Genomic DNA, 23,013 nt, shown 5'->3' with positions numbered 1-23,013 from the left:
TCATTAACTTTCACCTTTTACGCCCCCTTTCTTATCGTTAAGGCGCAGCTTTATCATCGCAAATATTCCAAAAGCAGCGATGGTCAACACGGCGATTTCAAATAAGGTATCAAGCCCACGGAAATCAACAAGAATGACGTTAACCATATTCTTACCGCCAGCTTCGGCATAGGACGCTTCTTCAAAATAGTCTGAAATGGATTCAAACAGACGAGAACTATTAACAGAAAGTCCGATGAAAATAACGACCAGTCCCACACTTACAGAGATGATGAAGTTGGTTAGGCGAAAACGAAGTCGATTCATTTCTTTTGCAATCTCAGGCAAGTGATAGAAGCACAACAAAAATAGCGCAACTGACACAGTTTCGACAATCAATTGAGTTAAAGCAAGGTCTGGTGCCCGGAACAATACAAAGAATAGGCTCATCGCATAACCTACGACACCAAGTGAAATAATGGCAGTTAGTCTTGATTTTGTAATCAAGGTCGTCAGTGCAGCTGCGACCATTACCAATGCCAGGATGACTTCGTAGAGTCCAACTGGAGCAACATTCGTTAGGTTTGTTTCAAATGCACCAGTGGAAAATAAGAGAACTCCTAAAAGCACAACCATAAATCCGAAAATCATCACAAGATAATCTCGAATAAATCCTGTCATATGCGATTTTGTGAAAGCTGCTGATCCCCGTTCTAGACCAATTAATCCCCCATCATACAATTTGTTGAGGGTGAGCTTTTGTGGAAACCACTCATAAATCTTGCCCCATTTAGCCACCGATAAATAAAGCAGGACGCCGAACAAAACAACACCGAGTGTCATAAACAATTCTGTATTAAATCCGTGCCAATGATAGATTTTCACTTCAACTGAAAGCACATTGGAAGGAAGAATGGAGTATAAAGCAGGCTCAATAACTCCTTTAAGTAGCATTGGAAAGAAACCAAATATGACCACAAGGGAAGCAAGAATGATTGGCGGTATGAGCATGCCAATGGGTGCTTCATGGGGTTCCTTATCCAATTTCTCCACTTGGAGTTTTCCTGTAAAGGTTTTAAAGAGCAAGACCATACTATATATAAACGTAAATACACTAGCAACCCAAGCGAGAACTGGAAAGATGATACCAAATGTATCCATGTTCCATGCGCTAATATCGATGGCCTTTAACATGCCAGTAAAGAACATTTCCTTGCTCAAAAAGCCGTTGAATGGAGGCAAACCTGCCATCGAAAATGTTCCAATTAGCGCCAGAGAGAAAGTAATGGGCATCACATTCATTAGACCGCCAAGTTTTCTGATGTCTCTTGTTCCTGTTTCATGATCCACAATTCCAACAACCATAAACAAACTTCCTTTGAAGGTTGCGTGGTTAATCAAATGAAAAACAGCAGCAAGCGTAGCAATCGTATAGGCATTTTCTCCGATATAGTCATAGTATGCTGCTGCACTTCCCACACCAAGTAGGGACATAATGAGACCTAATTGACTGACCGTTGAGAAGGCAAGGATTGATTTCAAATCGGTTTGCTTTACAGCGGTAAAAGACCCCCAAAAAAGCGTGACAATACCAAACCCTGATACGAGCCAGAACCATTCCGGTGCCCCGGCAAAAACTGGGCTCATTCTGGCTACTAAGTAAATACCCGCCTTCACCATCGTTGCAGAGTGAAGGTAAGCACTTACAGGTGTCGGAGCTTCCATAGCATCGGGCAGCCAGATGTGAAACGGAAATTGTGCAGATTTCGTAAATGCTCCTAACAAAAACAAAAGAAGCGCTGGAACGAATAACTCATGGCTTGTGACCACATCAACATTGGCAATGATTTCACGAATGCTGAAACTGCCTGTCATTATGTAAAGCAGGATGATCCCAGCTAGCATAGCAAGTCCACCAAAAACGGTAATCAGCATTGATTTTAGTGCACCATATCGGGATTTTTCCCGGTGATACCAATAGCTGATAAGTAAAAATGAAGAGATACTTGTTAATTCCCAGAAGGAGTACATCACAATTAAATTATCAGAAAGAACTACTCCAAGCATGGCACCCATGAACATAAGCAAATACACATAAAAGGTGTTTAGTGCTTCTTTTTCTTTCGACAAATAATAAATGGAATACAGGACAACCAACGCTCCAATTCCAGTTATTAATAAGGCAAAAAGTAAGCCTAAACCATCCACATAGATTGTAAAATCTATTCCAATGGAAGGTATCCATTTCATTGAGCTTGTGTAAGTTTCCCCACTCATGGTAGTGCCTAAGTATTGAAGGAAATAAATGAACAACACAAGTGGTAATACTAATACAAACCACCCTGTATGTATTTTCTTAAAATACTTATGTAAAAACGGCACAAGTACCGCCACTAATAATGGCGATAAAATCACTAAATGAATCAGTGACAAGATACAAACCTCCTCTGTTTCTTCTATAAAAAATAGTATTCCCTTTAAACATAAGAAAACAACGCTAAATACCATATTTTAACCAATCGGTAACTGCCTTGTTTTGTAAAAAAGGAATTATTATTTATAAAGAAAAATTACTAAATCAAATTATATACTAAATTATTTTCACTTGCATCCTTGGAGATTGTTAGCATGGACCAATTTCGGCCACTATATTAAATATGATAGAAACTAGGTAAATCGCTCCATAAAAAATTTTTTTACCTGCATAAAATGTAGATTTATTAGCCACCCTATAGGTAGGTGGTGGTAGTTATGGTCAAACGAAAAGTAGCTGTTGCGTTGTCTATTTTTTCTACTCTCTTTGCAGGCGCATGGTGGTTAAATGCAGAGCAAAAGGTAAAAAATATGGAGCAATACTCCAATAATAATTCTTCCATTGTGTTGATTGGTTCAAACCAGCAAAATGGAATAGATATTGTCCAACCCTTTAAACCACGAGAATATATTCGTATTGTCGTGGCGAAAAAAGAAAAAGAAAAAGAAGAAGTGGAACCGACATAACGAACGGTTATACGTGATGTATAGCCGTTTTGTTATGCAAGGGATTAAAAATTTAATTGCAATCGCTTACAAGGAAGTACCAACCTTGAATTCTTTTGCGGGATTCTGTAAAGTGAAAATTGGCATGTAAAATTGTTTTGGAGGTTAATAATATGACACATATTCGCTTTGATTATAGTAAAGCTCTTTCCTTTTTTGGAGAGCATGAAATTACATATCTTCGTGATGCGGTAAAAGTAGCCCATCATTCCTTACATGAAAAAACAGGTGCAGGCAATGACTATTTGGGCTGGATAGATCTGCCGACAGAGTATGATAAAGAAGAATTTTCGAGAATTGTGTCAAGTGCAGAAAAAATTAAAAACGATTCTGATGTGCTCCTTGTGGTTGGTATTGGAGGCTCCTACCTTGGAGCAAGAGCAGCCATTGAGATGCTCAATCACTCTTTTTATAATGCATTAACAAAAGAACAGCGAAAAACTCCTCAAGTTATTTTTGTTGGAAACAATATTAGTTCTACCTACATGAGAGATGTAATGGACCTTCTCGATGGAAAAGATTTCTCCATTAATGTTATCTCTAAATCAGGCACAACGACTGAACCAGCACTAGCATTCCGAATTTTCCGTAAGATTTTAGAAGAAAAATACGGAAAAGAAGAAGCTCGTAAGCGAATCTATGCTACGACCGATAAAGCTCGCGGTGCATTGAAAACGTTGGCAACGGAAGAAGGGTATGAATCCTTTATTATTCCTGATGATGTAGGTGGCAGGTATTCTGTGTTAACTGCTGTTGGATTATTGCCAATCGCTGTTTCCGGGGTGGACATTGAGGCCATGATGAAGGGTGCGGCAGAGGCAAGTCAGGATTTCTCCGCTTCTGAATTAGCAGAAAACCCTGCTTATCAATATGCGGCAGTAAGAAATGTGCTCTACAACAAAGGAAAAACCATCGAAATGCTCATCAACTATGAGCCAGGGCTTCAATACTTTTCTGAATGGTGGAAGCAATTATTTGGAGAAAGTGAAGGAAAAGACCAAAAAGGTATATTCCCTGCTTCTGCAAACTTCTCAACTGACCTACATTCCCTAGGTCAATATGTACAAGAAGGACGCCGAGATCTTTTTGAAACCATTATCAAGGTTGACACCCCAAGACATGAATTGTCGGTAGAGGAAGAAGCAGGTGACTTGGATGGTCTGAATTACCTTGCAGGAGAAACCGTCGATTTTGTAAATACAAAGGCGTATGAAGGAACAATGCTTGCTCATACTGACGGAGGAGTTCCAAACCTAGTTGTGAACATACCAGCTATGGATGCATACACGTTTGGCTATCTTGTTTATTTCTTTGAAAAAGCTTGTGCCATGAGCGGATACCTTCTTGGTGTAAATCCATTTGATCAACCAGGAGTAGAAGCATACAAAGTAAACATGTTTGCCCTCCTTGGAAAACCAGGCTTTGAAGAAGTGAAAGCAGAGCTTGAAAAACGTTTAAAATAAAAAGAATTCCTTGTGAATTTTAAGAAGTTTCTAGCTGTGGATGGTAGCAAAGGCGGAGACTCCCGCGGGAATGAAGCGAAAGAATTGTGACCTCACAGGCACAGCCGAGGAGGCTTACAAATCGCCTTGCATTACGCGTGGAGCCATGCCATTTGCTGAAATCAACAGCGTAGTATAACAAAGCAAATAATAAAAAGATGGCCTTCATGCATCATAAGGGCACTCTTTTTTTGAATGAAAATTTATGCTAAGGGCAACCTACTCCTATAAAAAAAGGAGGGATTGCCATGATTCCTATTCCTTCTAAAATAGAAGGCGCAGAGTTTCAATTATACAAACTTGAGCAGGAACTAAAGCCACTAGGTTATTCGATAGGTGGAAACTGGGAGTATGACCACGGATATTTCGATTACAAAATTGATAGTGAAGTGGGCTATCAATTCTTAAGAGTTCCTTTTCAGTCTGTAGATGGTCAATTGGATTCCCAAGGTGCCACTGTCGAGCTAGGAAGGCCGTTTCTACTTTCCCATAAATATCAAATAGGGATAGATGATCACGCACATGTTGGTAACGGCTCCGCTTCGTTTAATCAATTTTCTGAGCCTGAAGATCCGGATGCATCTTTTCCTGAGGAATTTGTTGAGCTTGGGCACACACTAGTGCACGAACTAGAAGCAGTATTAGGAAGAGATTAATCCTTAATAACCAGTAAGCAATCATCATGTTGGATTAACGTGTATAAAGGAGGGTTGACCATAGTGTCCTCTCCTCTTTTTATGCCAATAAGCAAGACCTTTTTTTGAAGCATTTGGTTGCTAACCTTTTCAAACGTATCTCCAACTTGCCCTTTATCCACATTTAGGTATTTAAGCTTGCTGCCTTTAAGTTGATCAAGCATTTTTAAAAGTGTCCCAGACATGCCGTTCGACATCATGCTATTAATCATTACATAGCTTGTAAACATGTTTGTTTGAATTACTTCATTTGCGCAAGCTCGCCAGGCATTTTTCACTTGATGGGAGGTAAGAATTTCAATGATCGTGTAAACATCTGGATTTAGGCCTTTCACTGTCAATAGAGTTAAAACCGAATTCATATCTGCTTGAACTTCATCTTTACTTTGGTCTGCTGAAATCAGCACAAATGCTGCCTGTTTTATGTTGGCGGCAAGCATCGTCTGATCATAGCTTGGATTTCCTTTAATAAAATGTACATTTTCGTCATGAAGTGGATTTTTAGAGAGTGTTTGATCAATAAGTACAATAGATAATGGTTTTTTGCTCATTAAATTAATTTGACGGAGTGTTTCTCTTACCCTTTCATTCCATCCAACAACGATTATATGTTCTGATCCACGATAATCCACTTTGCCCTCCAAATAATCATTTTGTGTGGCTATGGCACTTGCTGCTAATGTGACAAAATAGGTGGTAACAAACCCAGTACCAAAAAGAATTAAAACAATTGCTAGAGACCGCCCTGTCACCGTAACGGGTACATAATCTCCATAGCCTAACGTGGCCGTTGTCACAAGTGCCCACCAAACACCATCAAATAATGTTGGGAACTCTTCAGGTTCAATATAACGAATGAGCGCACCAAACGTAATATTTATCACAAAGATAATGATGAGGATTCTGGCAATTAGAGGCCAGTGAATAAACCTAAAAATTAAGGAAGTCTGTTCTTTTATTCTTTCCATCAGCTATCCTCTTTTGAAATGAAAGAGAGTACCTCTTTCATGATGGTATTGATTCTTTGACTAAAAGCTTCTGTTCCGTATTTTTCCTTTCCAGCTTCTAATAAGGATAAGACTTCCTCATCAAAGGAAATGATCGGGGTATCGTCCTCTGATTCATTGTAGTACTCAATAAACACGTCCAGGCTCTCATTCATTTTATCAATGGCTTCACTTAACTGTTCTTTTTCCTCTTTGCTCAGTTTCATCCGATTCACCTCTACCCTCTATTCTTGACAAGAAGTAGGAGAGATTAAACTTAGAGGCATAAAGATGATGGATCTTAGGGAAAATAATGTGGATAAATGAACAGGAAACTTATGAGAGCAGGAGTGACAAAGATGGAAGAAAGACGTGCAAGACAAATATTATCCTCAAAAGCGATAACGGAGGTAACCTTTCAAGGAACAAAAGTGTGGATTGATTCCATCAGTGAAGATGGAGCAACTGCAACCGTGCATCTTCGTGGCCCAGGTGAGGAAAGAACACAAGTATCCATAGCTGATCTAGAAGAATTAGAGTAGAAGGCTATCTCTTTTGAACAGAGCACATTTGAAAATCTCAAATGTGCTTCTGACCGTTTTAGGTTTTGTAATAAGGGTATTCATATTCTATCAATTAGATGAGGTGATTATGATGACATCCTTTAATGAAACCGCGATTATTTCTTATGTAGAATCGAGAATAAAAGAATATTACAAGGAAAAGGAAGGCCTAACGCCTGGAGAGTCAGACTATCTCGTTATGGAAGGGAAAATTGAGGCCTACAACGAGTTTTTAGAACAATTTGGATACTCAAAATTAAGTTCTGGAAAGTAAAACAAACCAGGTGAATCTGCATGTCGCAGACCACCTGGTTTGTTTATTTAGAAGATGTGAATGTATCCACTGCATTAGCAATGGCGCCATCTCCCGTTACGTTACACGCAGTACCAAAGCTGTCTTGAGCAAGGTAAAGGGCAATCATTAATGAAACCATAGTAGAATCAAAGCCAAGCATCGTTTGTAGCAAGCCGATAGCCGCCATGACAGCGCCACCTGGTACACCTGGAGCAGCAATCATGGTAACACCAAGCATCATCACAAAAGGCAACACCGTCAAAAAGGAATAATCCATTCCGTTAATGAACATGATAGCCATCGCACACGATACAATGGTGATGGTGCTACCGGAAAGGTGAATATTTGCCAGTAACGGCACAGTAAAGTCAGCTGTTTTTTCTCTCACACCCATATTTTTTGTGCGCCGTAAAGTTACTGGAATGGTGGATGCTGATGATTGGGTACCAAGTGCAGTAAAGTATGCGGTCATCATCGTTTTCAGCATCGCAAAAGGATTCTTTTTTGACATGGCACCACTTATAGAATATTGAAGCAATAGCATAGTCCAGTGCAACAGGATAATCAACACAAATACTTTGGCAAATACGCTGATGATGGTTTGAACCTGGCCACCATAGGTCATATTTGAAAATATTCCAAGGATATGAATAGGAAGCAATGGGATAATTACTTTAGAGATAACCAATTCAATAATGCTTCTAAATTCAATCATATTGTTTTGCAATGCATTGCCTTTAATAGCTGAAATTCCTAATCCTAGCACAAAAGCAATGATCAAAGCTGTCATCACTTCAAATGGCGCAGGAATCTCTAAATCCAAAAATGGTTTTAATAGGGCCTCCTCAGGGTTTTCCATTTCTCCTGCTAAGCTGGCACCTTTTAAAAGGTAAGGATACAAAGAACTTGCTGCTAAATATGCCAAGACTCCTGCAGCAATAGTGGAAAGATAGGCAAGAGCGGCAGTTAGACTAAGAAACTTCCCTGCTCCTTTCCCTATTTCTCCAATACCTGGAGCAATAAAAGCAATGATAATGAGTGGGATGGCAAAGCCTAAGAAGTTCCCGAATAATCCACTGAATGTAACAAATATTTTTACAAACCATTCTGGTGCATAGCTCCCAATAAGTACACCTAATAGAATGGCGACAATAATTCTTGGTAAAAGTCCAAATCTCCTCATGATGTCCTCCCTAAAAATACAAATGTTTTCTCTAAGTTGATATTTAATTATCTTACAAAATCTTTCCGAAAAAGAAAAGGTAAAGAACAGAGAACACCTAAAAAATATTTTCCAATAACATTGGAGAATGTTATCTTTTTCTGTCGAATTATTTGGTATTTAGTAGAAACAGTAAAATAAACTTGATTTTTGTTCGCATAAGGACTATGATTAAGCTAATTGTTTTTGTTCGATAAAACTGAAAGAAGAAATCAACTTTTAAAGTTCTATTTCGTCTGTAAGGTTATGCAGAGCAAGAATGGTAATTTTCTGTGGATGGCAATTATCCACTATAGGAGGAAACACAATGTTAGAAGGTAAAGTAAAATGGTTCAACGCTGAAAAAGGATTCGGATTCATCGAAGTAGACGGTCAAGACGATGTATTCGTACACTTCTCTGCTATCCAAGGCGACGGTTTCAAAACTTTAGAAGAAGGTCAAACTGTAACTTTTGAAGTTGAGCAAGGAGCTCGTGGACCACAAGCTGCTAACGTTCAAAAGTAATTTGAACGCACAAAAGAACTCTCCATTTTGGAGGGTTCTTTTTTTTTGTCTAATGCTGTTTTCGCTACATTTTTTGCTACTGCATACAGGAAAAACACCCATAATCAACGTTGCTGTCGTGCTCCTTTCGTGAAGGAAGTTTTTTTTCCTCACATAATAATTGCTAAGAGTCTTTAAAGCCGACTTTTCTCTTGGAAAAGTCTTAGAGCCGACTTTTTCTTTAAAAAGTCTTAAAGCCGACTTTTTCTTAGTAAAAGGCAACAATCTTTTAGAAAAGAGTGTTGTCTAAAAACTCCACTTCCACCATTTCATCAATTTACACACACCTTAGAAGCGACTCTACTATACTATATAGAATCTATTAAATTCTGAGAGATTTATTATTCAACATACTTATTAAAAAAAATGCAAATGAAAAAAAGAGGAGGTTTACTATGGGAGGAAAGGATTTATTTAGCTTGGCTAATAAAACGGCGATCGTGACAGGAGGCGGAAAAGGACTCGGAGCGCAGATAGCACACGGATTAGCTGAAGCTGGAGCAAATGTAGTGGTATGTTCAAGAGATATTGCTTCTTGTGAGAAAGTATCTGAAACATTGATAGAAAAAGGAGTTCAATCGAAAGCATTTCCCTGTGATGTTACAAAAGAAGAAGATATCCAATTTGTCATTGATGAGACAGTAAAACATTTCGGAAGTATTGATATTCTTGTCAATAATAGCGGAACCTCTTGGATGGCTCCCACCCTTGATTTACCTGCAGATAAATGGGATAAAGTGATGAATGTAAATTTAAGAGGATTATTTCTCTTTAGCCAAAGAGCAGCAAGGGTGATGATGAAACAAGGTTATGGGAAAATCATTAACATTGCCTCTGTGACTGGGATGGGTGGAACAGATCCAAAGCTGATGGATACAATCGCCTACAATACGAGTAAAGGTGGAGTCATTACGTTTACAAAAGATCTTGGAGTGAAGCTTGCTCCTAATAATATTCAAGTAAATGCTATTGCCCCAGGCTTGTTTCCTACAAAAATTACCCAAGGAATCCTCGAACATTCTTCGCCATTTATTAAAGAGCAAATTCCCGCAAAACGTTTCGGTACAGAAGATGATCTAAAGGGTGCAGCAGTATTTCTCGCTTCCGAGGCATCTAATTATTGCATCGGTCACATTCTCGTTGTGGACGGCGGAATGACATCGTTAATTTAAAACCTAAGAAAATGTATTTCTCTACGAAAAGAGCACAACAGCGACTTTTGTTAACAATGTGCTTTATTTACGCAGGAGTAACAAAGTATACGAAAAAAGTTTTTATAAAATGAAAGGGTGATTCACACATGAAGAAAGAAGTGCAGAAAAGGCTAAAAGTTCAAGCCTTACGTGTAGAAAATGATTTAAATGAAACCATAAAAAACAGTTTGAATAACGAAATGATTTACCGCATTTTAGGGAAGAAAAGTGAAAAAAATGCGGAAAAACTCAGATCAATAAGAGAACAAGTAGAGGTGCTTTCCCTTCAATATAATTTTCCAACAAAAAATGACGTTGCCAATTTAGCAAAACTTCTTATTCAAATTGAAGAAAAGATAGACAAGTTAGAGGAAAAAATGATCAACCAAAATAAAAGTCTGCCAAGCAAAAAACAAAATTGTTCCTCTAGCACTTCTACAATTTTAATTGAAAATGCTAAGTATAAAGCTGCGATTGTTTCCAATATTCCAGGACTTGAGGAAGAGCTTAAACGTCTTAAAGATGTGAAAGTTTATGACTCGTGACTTGAATGCTTGGAAGGCACAAATGAGTCAATATAATGATACACCTTTCAAGGATGGTGTCACTCTTAGAAAAGCAGTTTGGAAAAAGAATAAGGCAACACTCTGGTACTACCCTTCCTCCACTAAGAAATTCAAAACTCCTGTGTTTATCACTTACTCCTTAATCAATCAACCGTTTATTTTAGATCTATTACCAGGAAAAAGTACCATAGAGGCACTTGTTAAGAATGGTTTTGACGTATATTTAATTGATTTTGGCAAGCCTAGTCTTGAAGATCAACAGATGACGTTGAGTGACTACGTTTCCTCCTACATTCACCAAGCGGTTCAAAAAACGCTTCAGCATGCAAGAGTGGAAGAACTAACGATGATAGGCTATTGCCTCGGAGGGACACTAGCTGCCATCTATGCCTCCATCCATCCCAAAGCTATTAAAAACCTTATTCTTTTAGTCACACCAATTGACTTTAGTAAGTCACCATATTTTGATAAGTGGGTCATGAGATTAAGGAAAGAAGGGACTGCTTCTTTTGCGTATATGGAGGAGCTCGGTATTATTCCTTCCTCCTATGTAAAAGCCGGTGTGAGATTAGTTACCACACCTGTTTATTTTACTCCATATATTTCTTTGTTACTGAAAGCTCATGATCGAGATTATGTAGAAAAATGGATCAGGTTTCACACGTGGACAGAGGGGCATATCCCAATGACAAGTGGGGTTGCCAAGCAAATGATGGAGGATTTCACTTTAGAAAATAAGTTGATAAAGGGAAGCTTTTCCATCCAGAGCAAAAAGGCTAAACTATCGAATATTACAGCAAACCTTTTGGTTGTGGGAACAGAAAATGACCGTCTTGTTCCACTGCACCAAATGATGCCCATTATGGATAAAGTTGCAAGCAAAGACAAACATGTTCATGTACTTAAAGGAGGACATACAGCGGCTACCGTTGAAAATGGCCAGCTACCATCTTATATGGACGATTGGTTAACCAGCAGATCGATACTAGCAAGCAAATGAAAAGGAGATGAGGAAAATGGTTGCGGTATACAATCTTCTAAAATGGGAGATTGATCCTTATTTAGAGTATTTGGGGTTTGGAGCTATTGTTTATAAGCACTTTCTACTCCAATTAATAGATGAAGAGAAAAGTTAGTAGCTTTTCTCTTTTTTAGGTAAATATTGTCACTCATTCACGAAAAAATACTATTCTATTAAAGAGATTTGAGAATTTCATCATGATAAGTAATATGCAGGAAAATGCCTTTGAAATAAGTGATTTTAGGTTTGTTTGATGGGAAAATGATATGCGAAAAGCGCTTATGAAGGTGGTTGCTCAATAGTATTTAGATGTAAAATAATCTAGGATACATACAAAATAGGACTAATGAAATTTTAAATATTTTATTATAAAGGCTATAATGCAAGTAATACAAGTTTTAATATGTTACCATGCTGCCATAATAAATCATGGAGAAGGAGCTGAAAAATTATCGGAATAAATGATGTATCCACCTTAATCTATGATGAACTTCTCCCTTCTACCTTGAATAAGGCCGTCATTTTCTTTCATTCCGACTTAAAAGTCAGTTCCATTAATGCTGGGGCGGAAGAAATGCTGAAGGTATCTGGAGAATTAGGAAATGAAAAACACCTTCAGGATATTTTTCATTCCCAATTATATCAATCTATTCTTCCCGACATTTTTTCTGTTATAGAAACAAAAACGTTTATCCAAAAGGATGTACAAATATGCCAACAACTAAATCAGTGGCTGAGATGCTTTATTTTTCCAAATGAAAACCAGCATTATATTCTACTTATATTTGATATAACGGAAGAGAGAAATCGCAAAAATAAAGAAGAATTGCTTATCGCCAAGAAAGAAAAAGCAGAAAAACAAAGTAAAACAAAATCGAACTTCCTAGCGATGCTTAGTCATGAGATTAGAACGCCATTAAATTCTGTCATGGGATTTGTGCAAATTTTACTTGATGACAAGGAAGACCCTTTAACAGCTAAGCAAAGAATAAAGATGAAAAAAATAGGAGCTTCTAGTAAACAACTGTTAAAGCTGATAAATAATATTTTGGAATTAGTTCGAATGGACAATTCATCACTTGATAATAAAAGCAAAAAGTATTTAGTCAACATTAGAAAGGTGGTTGACGAATGCTTCCAAACGAATCAAGAGCTCGCAAAAGAAAAGCATCTGTCTTTAGAGATTGAAAAGAGTGCACAAGACATCGAGATTGAAATTGATTCCATCCGTTTTCGACAGGTGTTGGAAAATTTATTAATCAATGCCATCAAATACAATGTAATAGGTGGCCAAATAAGTGTTTATTGGCGAGTAGACGGCAGGGATTTGGCTATATTTGTTAAAGATACTGGAGTAGGAATTCCCGATACGTATCTCGAAAGTATATTTGAGCCATTCTTCCGAGTTTTATCTAAGGAGAATGAGATAGAAGGAACAGGGATAGGACTGACGCTTGTAAAACAAAACGTACAAGAGATGAATGGGACATTGGGTGTATATAGTAAGCAAGGAGAGGGGAGTACCTTTTGGGTTAAGGTGCCTGTTTCCACTTCTGAAGGAAAGGAGCTACCTTTAAGTGAAGCCAATTAATGTATTAATTGTGGATGATAATCAGGATTCACTTGAGATCATATCGTCTTTTATTGGGGAATTGGACGATTATCGTATTCTCGATGTATGTAACAATGGAGAAGAACTAGTAGACAGAGTAATGAAAAATAAGGTAGATGTATTAATTGCGGACATTCAAATGCCTAAAAAGAATGGGATGGAAGCGATAAAGGAATGCTTGCATTTCCAGCCACATTTATCTGTAATTTTTGTTACAGGCTACGAAGAGTTTGCTGTGGAAGCTTTCTCGATCTCAGCTGTTGATTATATTTTAAAGCCGTTGGAGAAATTTCGATTATTTCAAGCATTAGAGAAGGCAAAATCACATATTGAACGAACAGATAATGAGGATATGAAGGTTACAGAAAAAAGATTAACAGTGCGATCCAATAGCAGCACCTTTTATATTCCGTTTGACGATATTATTTTTATAGAAAAATCAGGGAAAAAGTGTATTATTTATACGGATAAAAAAACGATTGAAACCTACGAAAATATTAGTGAAATTCATCAACAACTCAATGAAAGTTTCTATCGTACCCATCGTTCTTATGTTGTTAATCTCAAAAAACTCTCTCATATTACACCGAAAAACGAGACGTATTTTGCCTATTTTCATAATCATGATAAATATGCTCATATTTCGAAGCTGAAAATAAATGAGGTACAGGACCTGCTTGCTTAGACAAAAAAGGGGGATTTTCATTATGTATATCGTGCACTCTACATTTGTTGTGCCTCCCGAAAAGGCAGAAGAGGTCATCGGGATTTATCATAACCGTTCTAAATTGGTGGATAAGGCACAAGGCTTTCAACGCTTTTTGTTACTTCAAAATGAAAAAAAACAAGGAGAGCTTACTGTCTTTATGGAATGGGATTCTAAAGAAGACTTTATTCGCTGGGTTAGCAGTGATGAATATAAGCAAATCCATGATTTGGAGAAAAAGTACCCAGATAAAGAGCTGGCTGCCATCATTCCAACCATTACGAAATTTAAGGTGGTGGCAAATTGACGCATTTACTCTTAACCCCCAATGTCCAGAAAATAAAAGCAGATATAGGGGACATAGAAGTAGCACCCATTGTGGAACGTGCAGTAAAAGAAATGTATGAGGAATTCCCATTTTTAGATGAAAAATTTGGAGAAAAAGGGAAAGCAAAAACAATTGAAGATAACTTTTATCATTTCCTTTATTTACATACAGCGTATAAACTTAATGATATCGATTCCTTTATCGACTACACTCTGTGGTTGAAAAGTGTGTTAGTGAGTAGAGGAGTGGGATCAAATTTAATTACCTATAATTACAAGAAGTTATGTGTTTGCATGGCAGGGATGCTGGATACGGACATAGAAAATAAATTTCAACAATACCTTACAGCAGGTATTCAGGCACTTGAAATGGAAGAATAGGTTTCACAGGATTGTCAGATATGATGACTATCTAGGTGCAAGCATTCCTTTATAATGTAGCTAAGATAAAGGCTAATTATAGGGAAAGGCAGATGGTATCATGACAAAATCCGCAATGGACCGTTTTAGAATGATTGGTTTAGTCGAAGGTGGCTCACTTTTAGTCCTTCTTTTTATTGCAATGCCCTTGAAATATGGATTTGATATACCCATGGCTGTAAGTATAGTAGGAGCATTACATGGCTTCTTATTCATCGCATATATCTTGTTTGTAGGCTACATTACCTTGAAAATTAGATGGTCTTTCAAATGGGCAACCTGTGCTGTCATTGTCGCATTTATTCCATTTGGTAATATGGTATTTGATAATTACCTGAAAAAAACATCATATGTGAATTAAGAAAAGAGGCTGGGACAAAAGTGTTTTAGCCTAAATAAAAACCGAACTGATTGGAGTATGATCCAATCAGTTCGGTTTTTTTAGTATTACAATATGCTTTTACTTCTTAGATGACACCAGCGGTTGATTGGAGTGCAAGACGTAGACTCCTGCTTAAAGATTGGCCAATGTGAGACCCCGCAGGCGAAGCAGAGGAGGCTCACGGGTCACCCGCGGAAAGCGAAGTCTTGAACGGAAATCAATAGCGGTATTTAATGCCGGCATTAATATTGTTCGTCTTTTTGTTTGTGTTTTTAAGTTTTGTCCCACCATCTTTCTTTTTTCAAAAACCCTTTTTTTCGGATTTTTTCTTTTCATGAAGAATATGTTGAATTAAAGAGTAACCGAAGGAGGGATAAAGGTGCCAAAAATCATAAAAAAAGACCGAGCGGAGCGTTTACCAAAATATATTGATGCACTTCCTATTCCACCTGTTTTAAAGCCTATCAAGAAGGGTTCAGATTTCACTTATTATGAGGTTTCAATGAAAGAATGCCAAGTTTCCATTCACAGTGAACTTCCCAACACTACAGTCTGGGGATATGAAGGAATGTTTCCTGGGCCAACTATACAAGTAGAAAGTGGAGAAAGGGTGTATATTAAGTGGAAAAATGACTTGCCAAGCAAGCATTTATTGCCTGTTGATTTTACGGTACATGGAGCGCATCATGACGTACCGGAAGTCAGAACGGTAGTACATGTACATGGAGCCGTGGTGGAGGCAGAAAGTGACGGATATCCCGATGCTTGGTTTACGAATGGATTTCAAGTAGTTGGAAAGAAGTTTGTAAAGGAAATCTATCAATATGATAATTACATGAATGCTTGCACTCTCTGGTATCACGATCATGCTATCGGAATTACAAGACTTAATATCTATGCTGGCTTAGCGGGGATATTTATTGTTACAAATAAACAAGAGCAAGAGTTGAATTTGCCTTCAGGTAAATATGACGTACCGTTATTATTACAGGATAGAACCTTTCATAAAGATGGTTCTTTATATTATCCAACTCAACCAGAAAACCCAGTGCCAGAGCTTGAAACATCGGTGGTTCCGGAATTTTTCGGCGATACGATTGTGGTAAATGGGAAGGCGTGGCCTTACATGGAGGTAGAACCTCGAAAGTATCGCTTTCGAATCGTAAATGGTTCAAACAGCAGATTTTATACGCTCAAGTTAAACAGAGGGCAACTTATGTATCAAATTGGAACAGATAGAGGTCTGTTGGAACACCCAATAGGCATTAAGGAAATTACGCTCGCCCCTGCAGAAAGGGCAGATATGATCATAGATTTTACAAATCTAGAAGGATATGAGGTATTTATGACGAATGATGCTCCTGCCCCATTTCCAGAAGGTGATCTGGCAAACGAAGTGTATGAGGTAATGAAATTTAAAGTAACAAAACGATTACATTTCATTGATACAAATGTAATTCCTTCCTATTTAGAGGAGATTCCAAAGCTTTTAGTATCTCAAGCAATTAAATATCGCCATTTAACTTTAGATCACCTGCTAGATAAATACGGAAGAGAAATCATGCTGTTAGATAATAAAAACTGGGATGCCCCCATATCGGAAAAACCAAGACTCGGAACAATAGAAATTTGGTACCTTATTAACCTAACACCAGATACCCATCCCATTCACATTCATTTAATTGATTTTCAAATTTTAGATCGCAGGGAATTCAACGTGGATAAGTTTAACAAGGATAGAGTTGTGGAATATTTAGGACCGAGCATGCCACCAGAACCGCAAGAACAGGGCAGAAAGGATACGGTTCGCGCAAATCCCAGTGAAGTCACAAGAATCATCATGCGTTTTGGCCCATACACAGGACTTTATGTGTGGCATTGTCATATGCTAGAGCATGAGGACTATGAAATGATGAGACCTTATATAGTCATTCAATAATTGGAAATGGTGGTTTAAACATGAAGAAAGAGGAGGATGTGGGAAAAAGCTTAGTAGGTTCATGGGTGCAAGCACTCGGAACCATTTTGGCTGCAGTAGGAAGTACTCCCTCCTTAGTGGAACAAGAAGAACTGGAAAGAGATTTCGGATTAGTTGGTAATGTCCTTCAAGCGACTGGAAATGGACTAGAAGTTGACAGTCAAGAAGATTGGGATTTTGGTAGCTATGGAGGGATTATACAGGCTACGGGTAATCTCACGGTGACAACTGCCTATATAAAGGATGTTAGCGAAGTTACAGAAATAAAGTTGTTTATTACGGGAAATTTACTACAGGCTTTAGGAGCGGTGACAGCCTTAGAAAGTGTAGAAGAAGCATATGAGGTAGTTGGATTTTATTTACAAGCAATAGGAAATTCTCTGCAGGCACTTGGAGATAGCAGGAGATTGAAAATAGACGATACTATTTTCATGTCTAATCCAGATGTAATCGTTGCAGTAGGTAGCTGGATTCAAACGATTGGAACGATATTACTTGCACTTGGTAAAACATATGAATGGACGAACAAATCCCCCGATTAGAGGAAACGGGGGATTTTTTTTTGCGTCTGTTAGGTAATTTCTTTAAACACCTATTGATTCGGCAATATTTTTTTGCCTTAAATAATCTGCAAGGAGATCTGGAGCGGTTAAATAAACAAGGCCATTGCCCTCCAGTGATTTTGGATATCCAAGTGGTATGGTTCTTTTTATGAGCTGTGCATAAAGCTCTGGCTCTGATAAAACTCTTGAGAATTCTTTTTCTGTGACGGATTTAATTAAGGCGAGTGCCCCAGCTACATGTGGAGCGGACATAGATGTTCCACTATAAACGGCATATCGGCCATCTGGAATCGTTGAAATAATTCGTTCACCTGGTGCTACAAGGTCAATTTCATTATTAGAGTTGGTAAAATAAGAGGATTTTCGTTGAAGACTAATTGACCCAACGGATATGACTTCTGTGTAAGCGGCTGGATAGGAAAATTCATCTGTATGATGATTTCCGTCTCCTTCATTGCCCGCAGCACATACAACAAGAATGTTTTGGTTTACGGCAGCTTTTATTGCATCATGAAGCTCGCTAACATCAAGAGGTCCACCAAGGGACATAGAAATAATGTCGACATTCTTAGAAACGGCGTAATTTATAGCATTTACAATCCATTCGTATTCTCCAGAGCCATTTTTTCCACCTAACGCTTTTAAAATTATTAGCTTTGCTTCAGGGGCTACACCTACGACTCCGGATGCTGGATTGATTGCTGCGATTGTTCCGGCAACGTGCGTACCATGACCATTATAATCTGTGATGTTGTCCTCGGCTCCATTATCATCATCTGTGAAGTTCTTGCCTTCTAAAATTCTTCCATGGAGATCTGGATGTTTGGTATCACAACCAGTATCTATAACAGCAATGACCATGTCCTTTCCTTTGTAGCCTTGCTGCCAAAGGGAAGGTGCTTGGATTAACTCAATGCCTTCTGGAATTTGATGAGTTTCAAATAATTGGTTGTCCAATCTGTAGGGAATTAAATGAACTAGCTTTTCTTTTTGCATACAAAACGCCTCCTAATCATTTTTTTTACAGGTAAAAAAGAAAGAAGGTGTTGCATGTTACAGTTATTCTTTCGGAATATTCTATCAATATTTCTCCATTAATACAAGGGAAGATATTCCTAATTGAATTGATTATCTTTACATAAAATTGAAAATTTTGTAAATAAGCTTCCAAATCATCGTTGTCTGAGTACTATGATAAAGTAATTTTGGGAAATTAAAAGGAGGAGTATAAATGGGTTTTTACTCAGAATGTTATAATAAACGCAATTTGCCCACAACGATAAATATTACCTGCACAAGTACTTCTGATGGCAGTGGAGGAGGAACAGTAGGTCCTCAAGGGCCACAAGGTCCTCAAGGTGAAGTAGGACCCCAAGGACCACAGGGTGAGGTTGGTCCACAAGGTCCAACTGGAGCAGACGGAGCGGATGGAGCGCAAGGACCTCAGGGAGCCCAAGGACCAGCAGGGGCAGATGGAGTAGATGGAACAGATGGTTTAGATGGAACAAGTGCTATCATTCCTTATGCTTCTGGTGGACCAGTAGAATTGGTTACAGTGCTTGGTGATACTATTAACACAGTAGGATTATTAGGATTTGGATTCTCAGAAACGGCAGACGTAGTAGCTGGAGAGCCAATTAATATTTCCGATAGTGGGGGAGTATCAAACTTTGCATTCCCTCTACCGCGTGATATTACAATAACTGGTATTAGTGGTTTCTTTAGTGTAAGCTTAGGAGCTACATTAGTAGAGCCAGTTACGATAACCGCAACCATTTATGCTGCACCTCCAGGAAGCAACGATTTCACGGAAACCGCCGCTAGCGTCGATTTGGGAGAGCCATTAGTAGGAGTCTTAACAGCAGGAGAAACTAGGGCGGCAACTTTAAATGATGTAAGCGTGGACATTGAGGCAGGCTCTAGATTATTATTAGTCTATTCCTCAGATGCAGAAGGTTTAGCTTCCGCTGTTACTGGATTTGCGAGCGGAGCTATCACGATAAATTAACGAAAGAAATCAATAAGGCTTACAAAAGGTGGTGAGATTCGCCCTTTTGTGAGCTTTTTTGTGTTTGACCTAGTCCCTGTAAGCCTCAAGTCTTATTACAAAATATGGCTGTGGCTCATTATAACGATGACATAAAGAAGGTAAGCTAAAAGCATAGAAAGGAGGAAAGCCAAATGAAGAAATTTGGACTGTTATTGTTAGGTGTCATTGCATTTTTTATCTTACTTGCCAATATTGGCCCGTTGCTTGGGTTGGCAGTAAGCTTAGTGGTTACTTATTACGCAGTGAAAGAGTTTTTCCGGACAGATTCTACCGGGACTAAAATTTTATGGGGAATCATTGCCTTTATTGCCGTTGCATTTTCCATTGCGAATGTTCCGGCATTGTTGGCTGTTGTAGCTGCGTATATTCTGTATGTTGTTTATAAAAAGTGGAACAGAAGTGAACGAGAAGAAATCATCGAAACAAACGATCCTTTCACAAATTTTGAGAACCAATGGAAATCATTAGACAAATAAGCTCTTTTCTAAAAGGTTGTTTCTATTAACAGGAAAAAGTCGGCATTAAGACTTTTTTCAATCAGAGCAACACGTATAAAAACCTCGCTATGAAAAGAGCACAGCATCAACGTTGCTTACGAGATTTATAAAGATACGAAGCAGCAACAAAGTTTGCGACAACAGCAAAAAAATGAGATGAAAGAGAGGAAGAAGGAAATGACCAATATCTTTTCAAGAATTAAACAGTCTATAACGGCAGATTTTCATGACGCTTTAGATAAAAAAGAGCAAAAGAATCCTATTGCTATGTTAAATCAATATTTGCGTGATTGTGAAAAAGAGGTAGAAAAGGTAAAAAAACTAGTAGAGCGGCAGAATCTCTTAAAGGAAGAGTTTGTTCGTGAGTTGAGTCTAGCAACCAATCTTTCTGAAAAAAGGCAAAGTCAGGCTGCAATTGCAGAAAAGGCTGGAGAAAGAGAGCTATATGAATTTGCGACTCGTGAGCTTCAGCAATACAATGATCGTGCTAATCAGCTAAAGCAATCTCTTGAAAAAGTAACCGATGATCTTGTGAACCTTGAGCATAAATATGAAGAAATGAAACATCGCCTTAAGGATATGTATATTAAAAGGTTGGAATTGATGGGAAGGGAAAACATTGCACGAGCTACTTATCGCATGAACCAAGTGGTGAACCCTAACAAGGTAGAAAATTCTTTTAGCAAATTTCAGGAAATGGAGAGCTATTTGGAGCGGTTAGAGCAGCAGGTGAACACTTCTTATCATCATCATACCATTGATGAAAAAATAGCAAAATTAGAAAAAGACTTGGTTATTTCTGAAGAGAAGACTCATTCTCTTTCCCAATAATATAAAAACTGCTATTCTAAAAAAGGCGTGCATATTACGCCTTTTTAGATAGGCTCTTTTCTAAAAGATTGTTGCTAAAAACTTAATAAAAAGTCGGCTCTAGGACTTTTTCCACTCATTAAGTAAAGGAGAATTGCCATATATTTATATCTTTCTTCACGAAAAGAGCACGACAGCAACGTTAATGACGGGTGTCTTAACTATAAGCAGTAGCAACAAAGTTTGCGAAAACAGCCTTTAGATATGTAGAAAACAAAGTGGTAAGGGAGGGATAAGGTGCATGTTGAATAGAATGAAGTCTGATTATGTAAGCTTTATTATTTTAGTTGGAGGTATCTTCTTTTTTATTGAAGTGCTGTTTTTCAATACGGGCCTTATCTTTTCCTTTTTGTTTTCTGGAATTCTATTGTACTTTGGGAAAAGAAAATGGAATGGGATAGTCGGAAAAGCCTTATTTTTAATCGGGTTGATTTCGTTCATTGTTACGATTTTTAACATGATGGCGATGAGATTTATCCTACTAGCCACCGTTGTATATTTTATATATAAATTTTTTCAGGCAAAGAAACAGCCAGTTTACTTGGAACCTACTATATTAGAAGCAACAAAAGAAGTGGTGCATAGACAAGAGCAAAGATGGTTTACCAATAAGCTTATTGGTAAACAGAACACTCCAGATACCTCCTATATTTGGGACGATATCAACATTCAATGTGGCATAAGTGATACGGTCATTGATCTAAGTAATACTGTTCTTCCAAAAGGAGAAGCACTTATTTATATTCGCAATTTGGTGGGCAATATTCAAATTCACATCCCTTATGAAGTGGAACTGAGTGTAAGGCATTCTGGTTTGGTTGGTTCATTAGTGATCCTTGAGATGGAAGACAAAAGTATTTTTAATCAAACCATTCATTTTCAAACAGAAGATTATAAGGATGCAACCCAAAAAGTGAAAATTGTCACCTCTGTTATGGTCGGAAGCTTAGAGGTGAAGCGAATATGACTCTTCTACAAAGGCATGTTTTGTTTGCAATAGGACTAGGTTTCATAAGCTTTCTTGTCGTTGTTTTACTGTTCTTTTTTTTCTTCCCAATGATTAGCTTAAAGGATTTATGGAATGAGAAGATAATCGATTTGCCTTTCATTTTATTTGCTGGAATGATAAGTATCGGGATAGGTCTTGTGGCTGGATTATTCTCTGGACTTTATTGGCAAAAGCAGCTTGCAGCTCTCTCAGAAGAGCTATCTTTCATCGAGCAAGGAAAAAATTTACCGAACAGTCCAAGAAGCAATATTCAAGAAGTCGCTCACTTAGAAGATAAGGTTTTGCGATTGCACAGCTATTTTCAGGAGCAAACGAAAATTTCACAAAAAATCGCTACAGAAAAAGCAGAGCATTTTGAGAACAGAATACAGGAAATTGTGTCTCAGGAGCGAAACAGATTAGCAAGAGAACTTCATGATTCGGTGAGTCAGCAGCTTTTTGCTGCATCAATGCTGATGAGTGCATTAACAGAATCAAAGGAAGAGACTAATACTAGTGAAGCAAAACAGTTGCGCCTAGTAGAGGAAATGATCCAGCAATCCCAGCTCGAAATGAGAGCTTTGCTTTTACACTTGCGCCCAGTGGCATTAAAAGGGAAGACTTTACAGGAGGGAGCAGAGGAGTTACTCGTTGAGTTGATGCAAAAGGTTCCGATGAATATTAAATGGAAACTGGAGAATTTTCCTATAGATAAAGGAATTGAAGACCATCTATTTCGGATTTTGCAAGAAACGCTTTCTAATACATTGAGGCATGCGAAGGCCACGGAAGTAGAGATTCTGCTTATTCAGCGTGATAACCTTATCATTCTTAGAATAGTAGATGATGGTATTGGGTTTGACGTAGAAAAGGCTAAAGTCGGCTCCTATGGTATTCAAAACATGCATGATCGTGCGGTGGAATTAGGCGGAACTTTGAAAATAGTGAGTGTCGTAAAAGAAGGAACAAGACTTGAGGTAAAAGTGCCGATCATATCAAGTGAGGAGGGATAAAA

At 38.0% G+C, this 23,013-nt stretch carries 26 protein-coding genes; 21 read left to right on the top strand and 5 right to left on the bottom strand.

The window, feature by feature from the left end; genetic code table 11:
- Window positions 1-3: 3 nt before the first annotated feature.
- Window positions 4-2,412, bottom strand: coding sequence for a Na+/H+ antiporter subunit A (locus FIU87_RS16740; protein ID WP_152445618.1), 2,409 nt, complete (start codon window positions 2,410-2,412; stop codon window positions 4-6).
- Between the two features lie 318 nt (window positions 2,413-2,730).
- On the opposite strand from FIU87_RS16740, the gene FIU87_RS16735 reads away from it, so the two are divergent.
- The 3 genes from FIU87_RS16735 to FIU87_RS16725 all read left to right on the top strand — a co-directional run bounded on the left by FIU87_RS16735 (window position 2,731) and on the right by FIU87_RS16725 (window position 5,176).
- Window positions 2,731-2,979: a hypothetical protein gene (locus tag FIU87_RS16735; protein WP_152445617.1), complete on the top strand. Its 249-nt coding sequence runs from the start codon at window positions 2,731-2,733 to the stop codon at window positions 2,977-2,979.
- Window positions 2,980-3,131: 152 nt separating this feature from the next.
- Window positions 3,132-4,481 (top strand): glucose-6-phosphate isomerase, encoded by a 1,350-nt coding sequence (locus FIU87_RS16730; protein ID WP_152445616.1) that lies wholly within the window; start codon window positions 3,132-3,134, stop codon window positions 4,479-4,481.
- Between the two features lie 287 nt (window positions 4,482-4,768).
- Window positions 4,769-5,176 (top strand): YugN-like family protein, encoded by a 408-nt coding sequence (locus FIU87_RS16725; RefSeq protein ID WP_152445615.1) that lies wholly within the window; start codon window positions 4,769-4,771, stop codon window positions 5,174-5,176.
- Here the strand turns inward: FIU87_RS16725 and FIU87_RS16720 are convergent.
- Window positions 5,173-6,183, bottom strand: coding sequence for a potassium channel family protein (locus FIU87_RS16720; protein WP_152445614.1), 1,011 nt, complete (start codon window positions 6,181-6,183; stop codon window positions 5,173-5,175). The genes FIU87_RS16725 and FIU87_RS16720 overlap by 4 nt on opposite strands.
- The gene (locus tag FIU87_RS16715; RefSeq protein ID WP_152445613.1) at window positions 6,183-6,428 is read right to left on the bottom strand and encodes an atypical membrane-integrating protein (Mistic protein); all 246 of its coding nucleotides are present in this window, start codon (window positions 6,426-6,428) and stop codon (window positions 6,183-6,185) included. The genes FIU87_RS16720 and FIU87_RS16715 overlap by 1 nt, the downstream gene beginning before the upstream one ends.
- 132 nt (window positions 6,429-6,560) lie before the next feature.
- Between FIU87_RS16715 and FIU87_RS16710 the strand changes: the two genes are divergently transcribed.
- Both FIU87_RS16710 and FIU87_RS16705 read left to right on the top strand, forming a co-directional pair.
- A complete protein-coding gene (locus FIU87_RS16710; RefSeq protein WP_152445612.1) occupies window positions 6,561-6,743 on the top strand; it encodes an H-type small acid-soluble spore protein in 183 nt (60 codons plus the stop codon).
- 13 nt (window positions 6,744-6,756) lie between these two features.
- A complete protein-coding gene (locus FIU87_RS16705) occupies window positions 6,757-7,038 on the top strand; it encodes a hypothetical protein (RefSeq protein ID WP_152445611.1) in 282 nt (93 codons plus the stop codon).
- A 43-nt stretch (window positions 7,039-7,081) separates the two neighbouring features.
- On the opposite strand, the gene FIU87_RS16700 is transcribed toward FIU87_RS16705, so the two are convergent.
- Window positions 7,082-8,242: a dicarboxylate/amino acid:cation symporter gene (locus FIU87_RS16700; protein ID WP_152445610.1), complete on the bottom strand. Its 1,161-nt coding sequence runs from the start codon at window positions 8,240-8,242 to the stop codon at window positions 7,082-7,084.
- Window positions 8,243-8,588: 346 nt separating this feature from the next.
- Between FIU87_RS16700 and FIU87_RS16695 the strand changes: the two genes are divergently transcribed.
- The 11 genes from FIU87_RS16695 to FIU87_RS16645 all read left to right on the top strand — a co-directional run bounded on the left by FIU87_RS16695 (window position 8,589) and on the right by FIU87_RS16645 (window position 17,572).
- Window positions 8,589-8,786, top strand: coding sequence for a cold-shock protein (locus tag FIU87_RS16695; protein WP_152445609.1), 198 nt, complete (start codon window positions 8,589-8,591; stop codon window positions 8,784-8,786).
- 434 nt (window positions 8,787-9,220) lie between these two features.
- A complete protein-coding gene (locus FIU87_RS16690; protein ID WP_152445608.1) occupies window positions 9,221-9,997 on the top strand; it encodes an SDR family oxidoreductase in 777 nt (258 codons plus the stop codon).
- A 128-nt stretch (window positions 9,998-10,125) separates the two neighbouring features.
- Window positions 10,126-10,563 carry a hypothetical protein gene (locus FIU87_RS16685; RefSeq protein WP_152445607.1) on the top strand — a complete coding sequence of 146 codons (438 nt, stop codon included), beginning with the start codon at window positions 10,126-10,128 and terminating at the stop codon, window positions 10,561-10,563.
- A gap of 22 nt (window positions 10,564-10,585) precedes the next feature.
- A complete protein-coding gene (locus tag FIU87_RS16680) occupies window positions 10,586-11,584 on the top strand; it encodes an alpha/beta fold hydrolase (RefSeq protein ID WP_253905448.1) in 999 nt (332 codons plus the stop codon).
- A 526-nt stretch (window positions 11,585-12,110) separates the two neighbouring features.
- On the top strand, window positions 12,111-13,196 hold the full coding sequence (locus FIU87_RS16675) for a PAS domain-containing sensor histidine kinase (RefSeq protein WP_152445605.1): 1,086 nt from the start codon (window positions 12,111-12,113) through the stop codon (window positions 13,194-13,196).
- Entirely contained in the window at window positions 13,183-13,902 is a 720-nt protein-coding gene (locus FIU87_RS16670; protein WP_152445604.1) for a LytR/AlgR family response regulator transcription factor, read from the top strand. The genes FIU87_RS16675 and FIU87_RS16670 overlap by 14 nt, the downstream gene beginning before the upstream one ends.
- A 22-nt stretch (window positions 13,903-13,924) precedes the next feature.
- Window positions 13,925-14,230, top strand: coding sequence for an antibiotic biosynthesis monooxygenase family protein (locus FIU87_RS16665; protein WP_152445603.1), 306 nt, complete (start codon window positions 13,925-13,927; stop codon window positions 14,228-14,230).
- Window positions 14,227-14,631: a hypothetical protein gene (locus FIU87_RS16660; RefSeq protein ID WP_152445602.1), complete on the top strand. Its 405-nt coding sequence runs from the start codon at window positions 14,227-14,229 to the stop codon at window positions 14,629-14,631. Before FIU87_RS16665 ends, FIU87_RS16660 begins: the two co-directional genes overlap by 4 nt.
- Window positions 14,632-14,731: 100 nt before the next feature.
- Complete coding sequence (locus FIU87_RS16655; RefSeq protein ID WP_152445601.1) at window positions 14,732-15,031, top strand: DUF3817 domain-containing protein; 300 nt, start codon at window positions 14,732-14,734, stop codon at window positions 15,029-15,031.
- 400 nt (window positions 15,032-15,431) lie between these two features.
- Window positions 15,432-16,991, top strand: a complete 1,560-nt coding sequence (locus FIU87_RS16650; RefSeq protein WP_253905447.1) for a multicopper oxidase family protein — start codon at window positions 15,432-15,434, stop codon at window positions 16,989-16,991.
- A gap of 20 nt (window positions 16,992-17,011) precedes the next feature.
- Window positions 17,012-17,572 (top strand): DUF6944 family repetitive protein, encoded by a 561-nt coding sequence (locus FIU87_RS16645; protein WP_152445600.1) that lies wholly within the window; start codon window positions 17,012-17,014, stop codon window positions 17,570-17,572.
- 42 nt (window positions 17,573-17,614) lie between these two features.
- Here the strand turns inward: FIU87_RS16645 and FIU87_RS16640 are convergent, their stop codons facing one another.
- Entirely contained in the window at window positions 17,615-18,589 is a 975-nt protein-coding gene (locus FIU87_RS16640) for a S8 family peptidase (RefSeq protein WP_152445599.1), read from the bottom strand.
- A 235-nt stretch (window positions 18,590-18,824) separates the two neighbouring features.
- Here FIU87_RS16640 and FIU87_RS21605 point away from each other — a divergent pair, with 235 nt between their 5' ends.
- The 5 genes from FIU87_RS21605 to FIU87_RS16615 all read left to right on the top strand — a co-directional run bounded on the left by FIU87_RS21605 (window position 18,825) and on the right by FIU87_RS16615 (window position 23,011).
- A complete protein-coding gene (locus FIU87_RS21605; protein WP_152445598.1) occupies window positions 18,825-19,601 on the top strand; it encodes an exosporium glycoprotein BclB-related protein in 777 nt (258 codons plus the stop codon).
- Between the two features lie 173 nt (window positions 19,602-19,774).
- Window positions 19,775-20,119, top strand: coding sequence for a lmo0954 family membrane protein (locus FIU87_RS16630; RefSeq protein ID WP_152445597.1), 345 nt, complete (start codon window positions 19,775-19,777; stop codon window positions 20,117-20,119).
- Window positions 20,120-20,317: 198 nt separating this feature from the next.
- On the top strand, window positions 20,318-20,971 hold the full coding sequence (locus tag FIU87_RS16625; protein WP_152445596.1) for a PspA/IM30 family protein: 654 nt from the start codon (window positions 20,318-20,320) through the stop codon (window positions 20,969-20,971).
- A 280-nt stretch (window positions 20,972-21,251) separates the two neighbouring features.
- Entirely contained in the window at window positions 21,252-21,977 is a 726-nt protein-coding gene (gene liaF, locus FIU87_RS16620) for a cell wall-active antibiotics response protein LiaF (RefSeq protein ID WP_152445595.1), read from the top strand.
- Window positions 21,974-23,011 (top strand): sensor histidine kinase, encoded by a 1,038-nt coding sequence (locus FIU87_RS16615; protein ID WP_152445594.1) that lies wholly within the window; start codon window positions 21,974-21,976, stop codon window positions 23,009-23,011. The genes liaF and FIU87_RS16615 overlap by 4 nt, the downstream gene beginning before the upstream one ends.
- Window positions 23,012-23,013: the final 2 nt, after the last annotated feature.

The organism is Bacillus sp. THAF10, assembly GCF_009363695.1.
In the GTDB taxonomy this organism is placed as follows: domain Bacteria; phylum Bacillota; class Bacilli; order Bacillales; family Bacillaceae_I; genus Sutcliffiella_A.
This window is presented reverse-complemented; position numbering and strand designations above follow the sequence as displayed.

Coding starts and splice junctions, on each gene's coding strand:
- FIU87_RS16735 (WP_152445617.1), top strand. CDS start 2,731: ATGGTCAAACGAAAAGTAGCTGTTGCGTTGTCTATTTTTTCTACTCTC.
- FIU87_RS16630 (WP_152445597.1), top strand. CDS start 19,775: ATGAAGAAATTTGGACTGTTATTGTTAGGTGTCATTGCATTTTTTATC.
- FIU87_RS16695 (WP_152445609.1), top strand. CDS start 8,589: ATGTTAGAAGGTAAAGTAAAATGGTTCAACGCTGAAAAAGGATTCGGA.
- FIU87_RS16680 (WP_253905448.1), top strand. CDS start 10,586: ATGAGTCAATATAATGATACACCTTTCAAGGATGGTGTCACTCTTAGA.
- FIU87_RS16715 (WP_152445613.1), bottom strand. CDS start 6,428: ATGAAACTGAGCAAAGAGGAAAAAGAACAGTTAAGTGAAGCCATTGAT.
- FIU87_RS16730 (WP_152445616.1), top strand. CDS start 3,132: ATGACACATATTCGCTTTGATTATAGTAAAGCTCTTTCCTTTTTTGGA.
- FIU87_RS16655 (WP_152445601.1), top strand. CDS start 14,732: ATGACAAAATCCGCAATGGACCGTTTTAGAATGATTGGTTTAGTCGAA.
- FIU87_RS16690 (WP_152445608.1), top strand. CDS start 9,221: ATGGGAGGAAAGGATTTATTTAGCTTGGCTAATAAAACGGCGATCGTG.
- FIU87_RS16710 (WP_152445612.1), top strand. CDS start 6,561: ATGGAAGAAAGACGTGCAAGACAAATATTATCCTCAAAAGCGATAACG.
- FIU87_RS16685 (WP_152445607.1), top strand. CDS start 10,126: ATGAAGAAAGAAGTGCAGAAAAGGCTAAAAGTTCAAGCCTTACGTGTA.
- FIU87_RS16725 (WP_152445615.1), top strand. CDS start 4,769: ATGATTCCTATTCCTTCTAAAATAGAAGGCGCAGAGTTTCAATTATAC.
- FIU87_RS16700 (WP_152445610.1), bottom strand. CDS start 8,242: ATGAGGAGATTTGGACTTTTACCAAGAATTATTGTCGCCATTCTATTA.
- FIU87_RS16720 (WP_152445614.1), bottom strand. CDS start 6,183: ATGGAAAGAATAAAAGAACAGACTTCCTTAATTTTTAGGTTTATTCAC.
- liaF (WP_152445595.1), top strand. CDS start 21,252: ATGTTGAATAGAATGAAGTCTGATTATGTAAGCTTTATTATTTTAGTT.
- FIU87_RS16640 (WP_152445599.1), bottom strand. CDS start 18,589: ATGCAAAAAGAAAAGCTAGTTCATTTAATTCCCTACAGATTGGACAAC.
- FIU87_RS21605 (WP_152445598.1), top strand. CDS start 18,825: ATGGGTTTTTACTCAGAATGTTATAATAAACGCAATTTGCCCACAACG.
- FIU87_RS16645 (WP_152445600.1), top strand. CDS start 17,012: ATGAAGAAAGAGGAGGATGTGGGAAAAAGCTTAGTAGGTTCATGGGTG.
- FIU87_RS16625 (WP_152445596.1), top strand. CDS start 20,318: ATGACCAATATCTTTTCAAGAATTAAACAGTCTATAACGGCAGATTTT.
- FIU87_RS16615 (WP_152445594.1), top strand. CDS start 21,974: ATGACTCTTCTACAAAGGCATGTTTTGTTTGCAATAGGACTAGGTTTC.
- FIU87_RS16665 (WP_152445603.1), top strand. CDS start 13,925: ATGTATATCGTGCACTCTACATTTGTTGTGCCTCCCGAAAAGGCAGAA.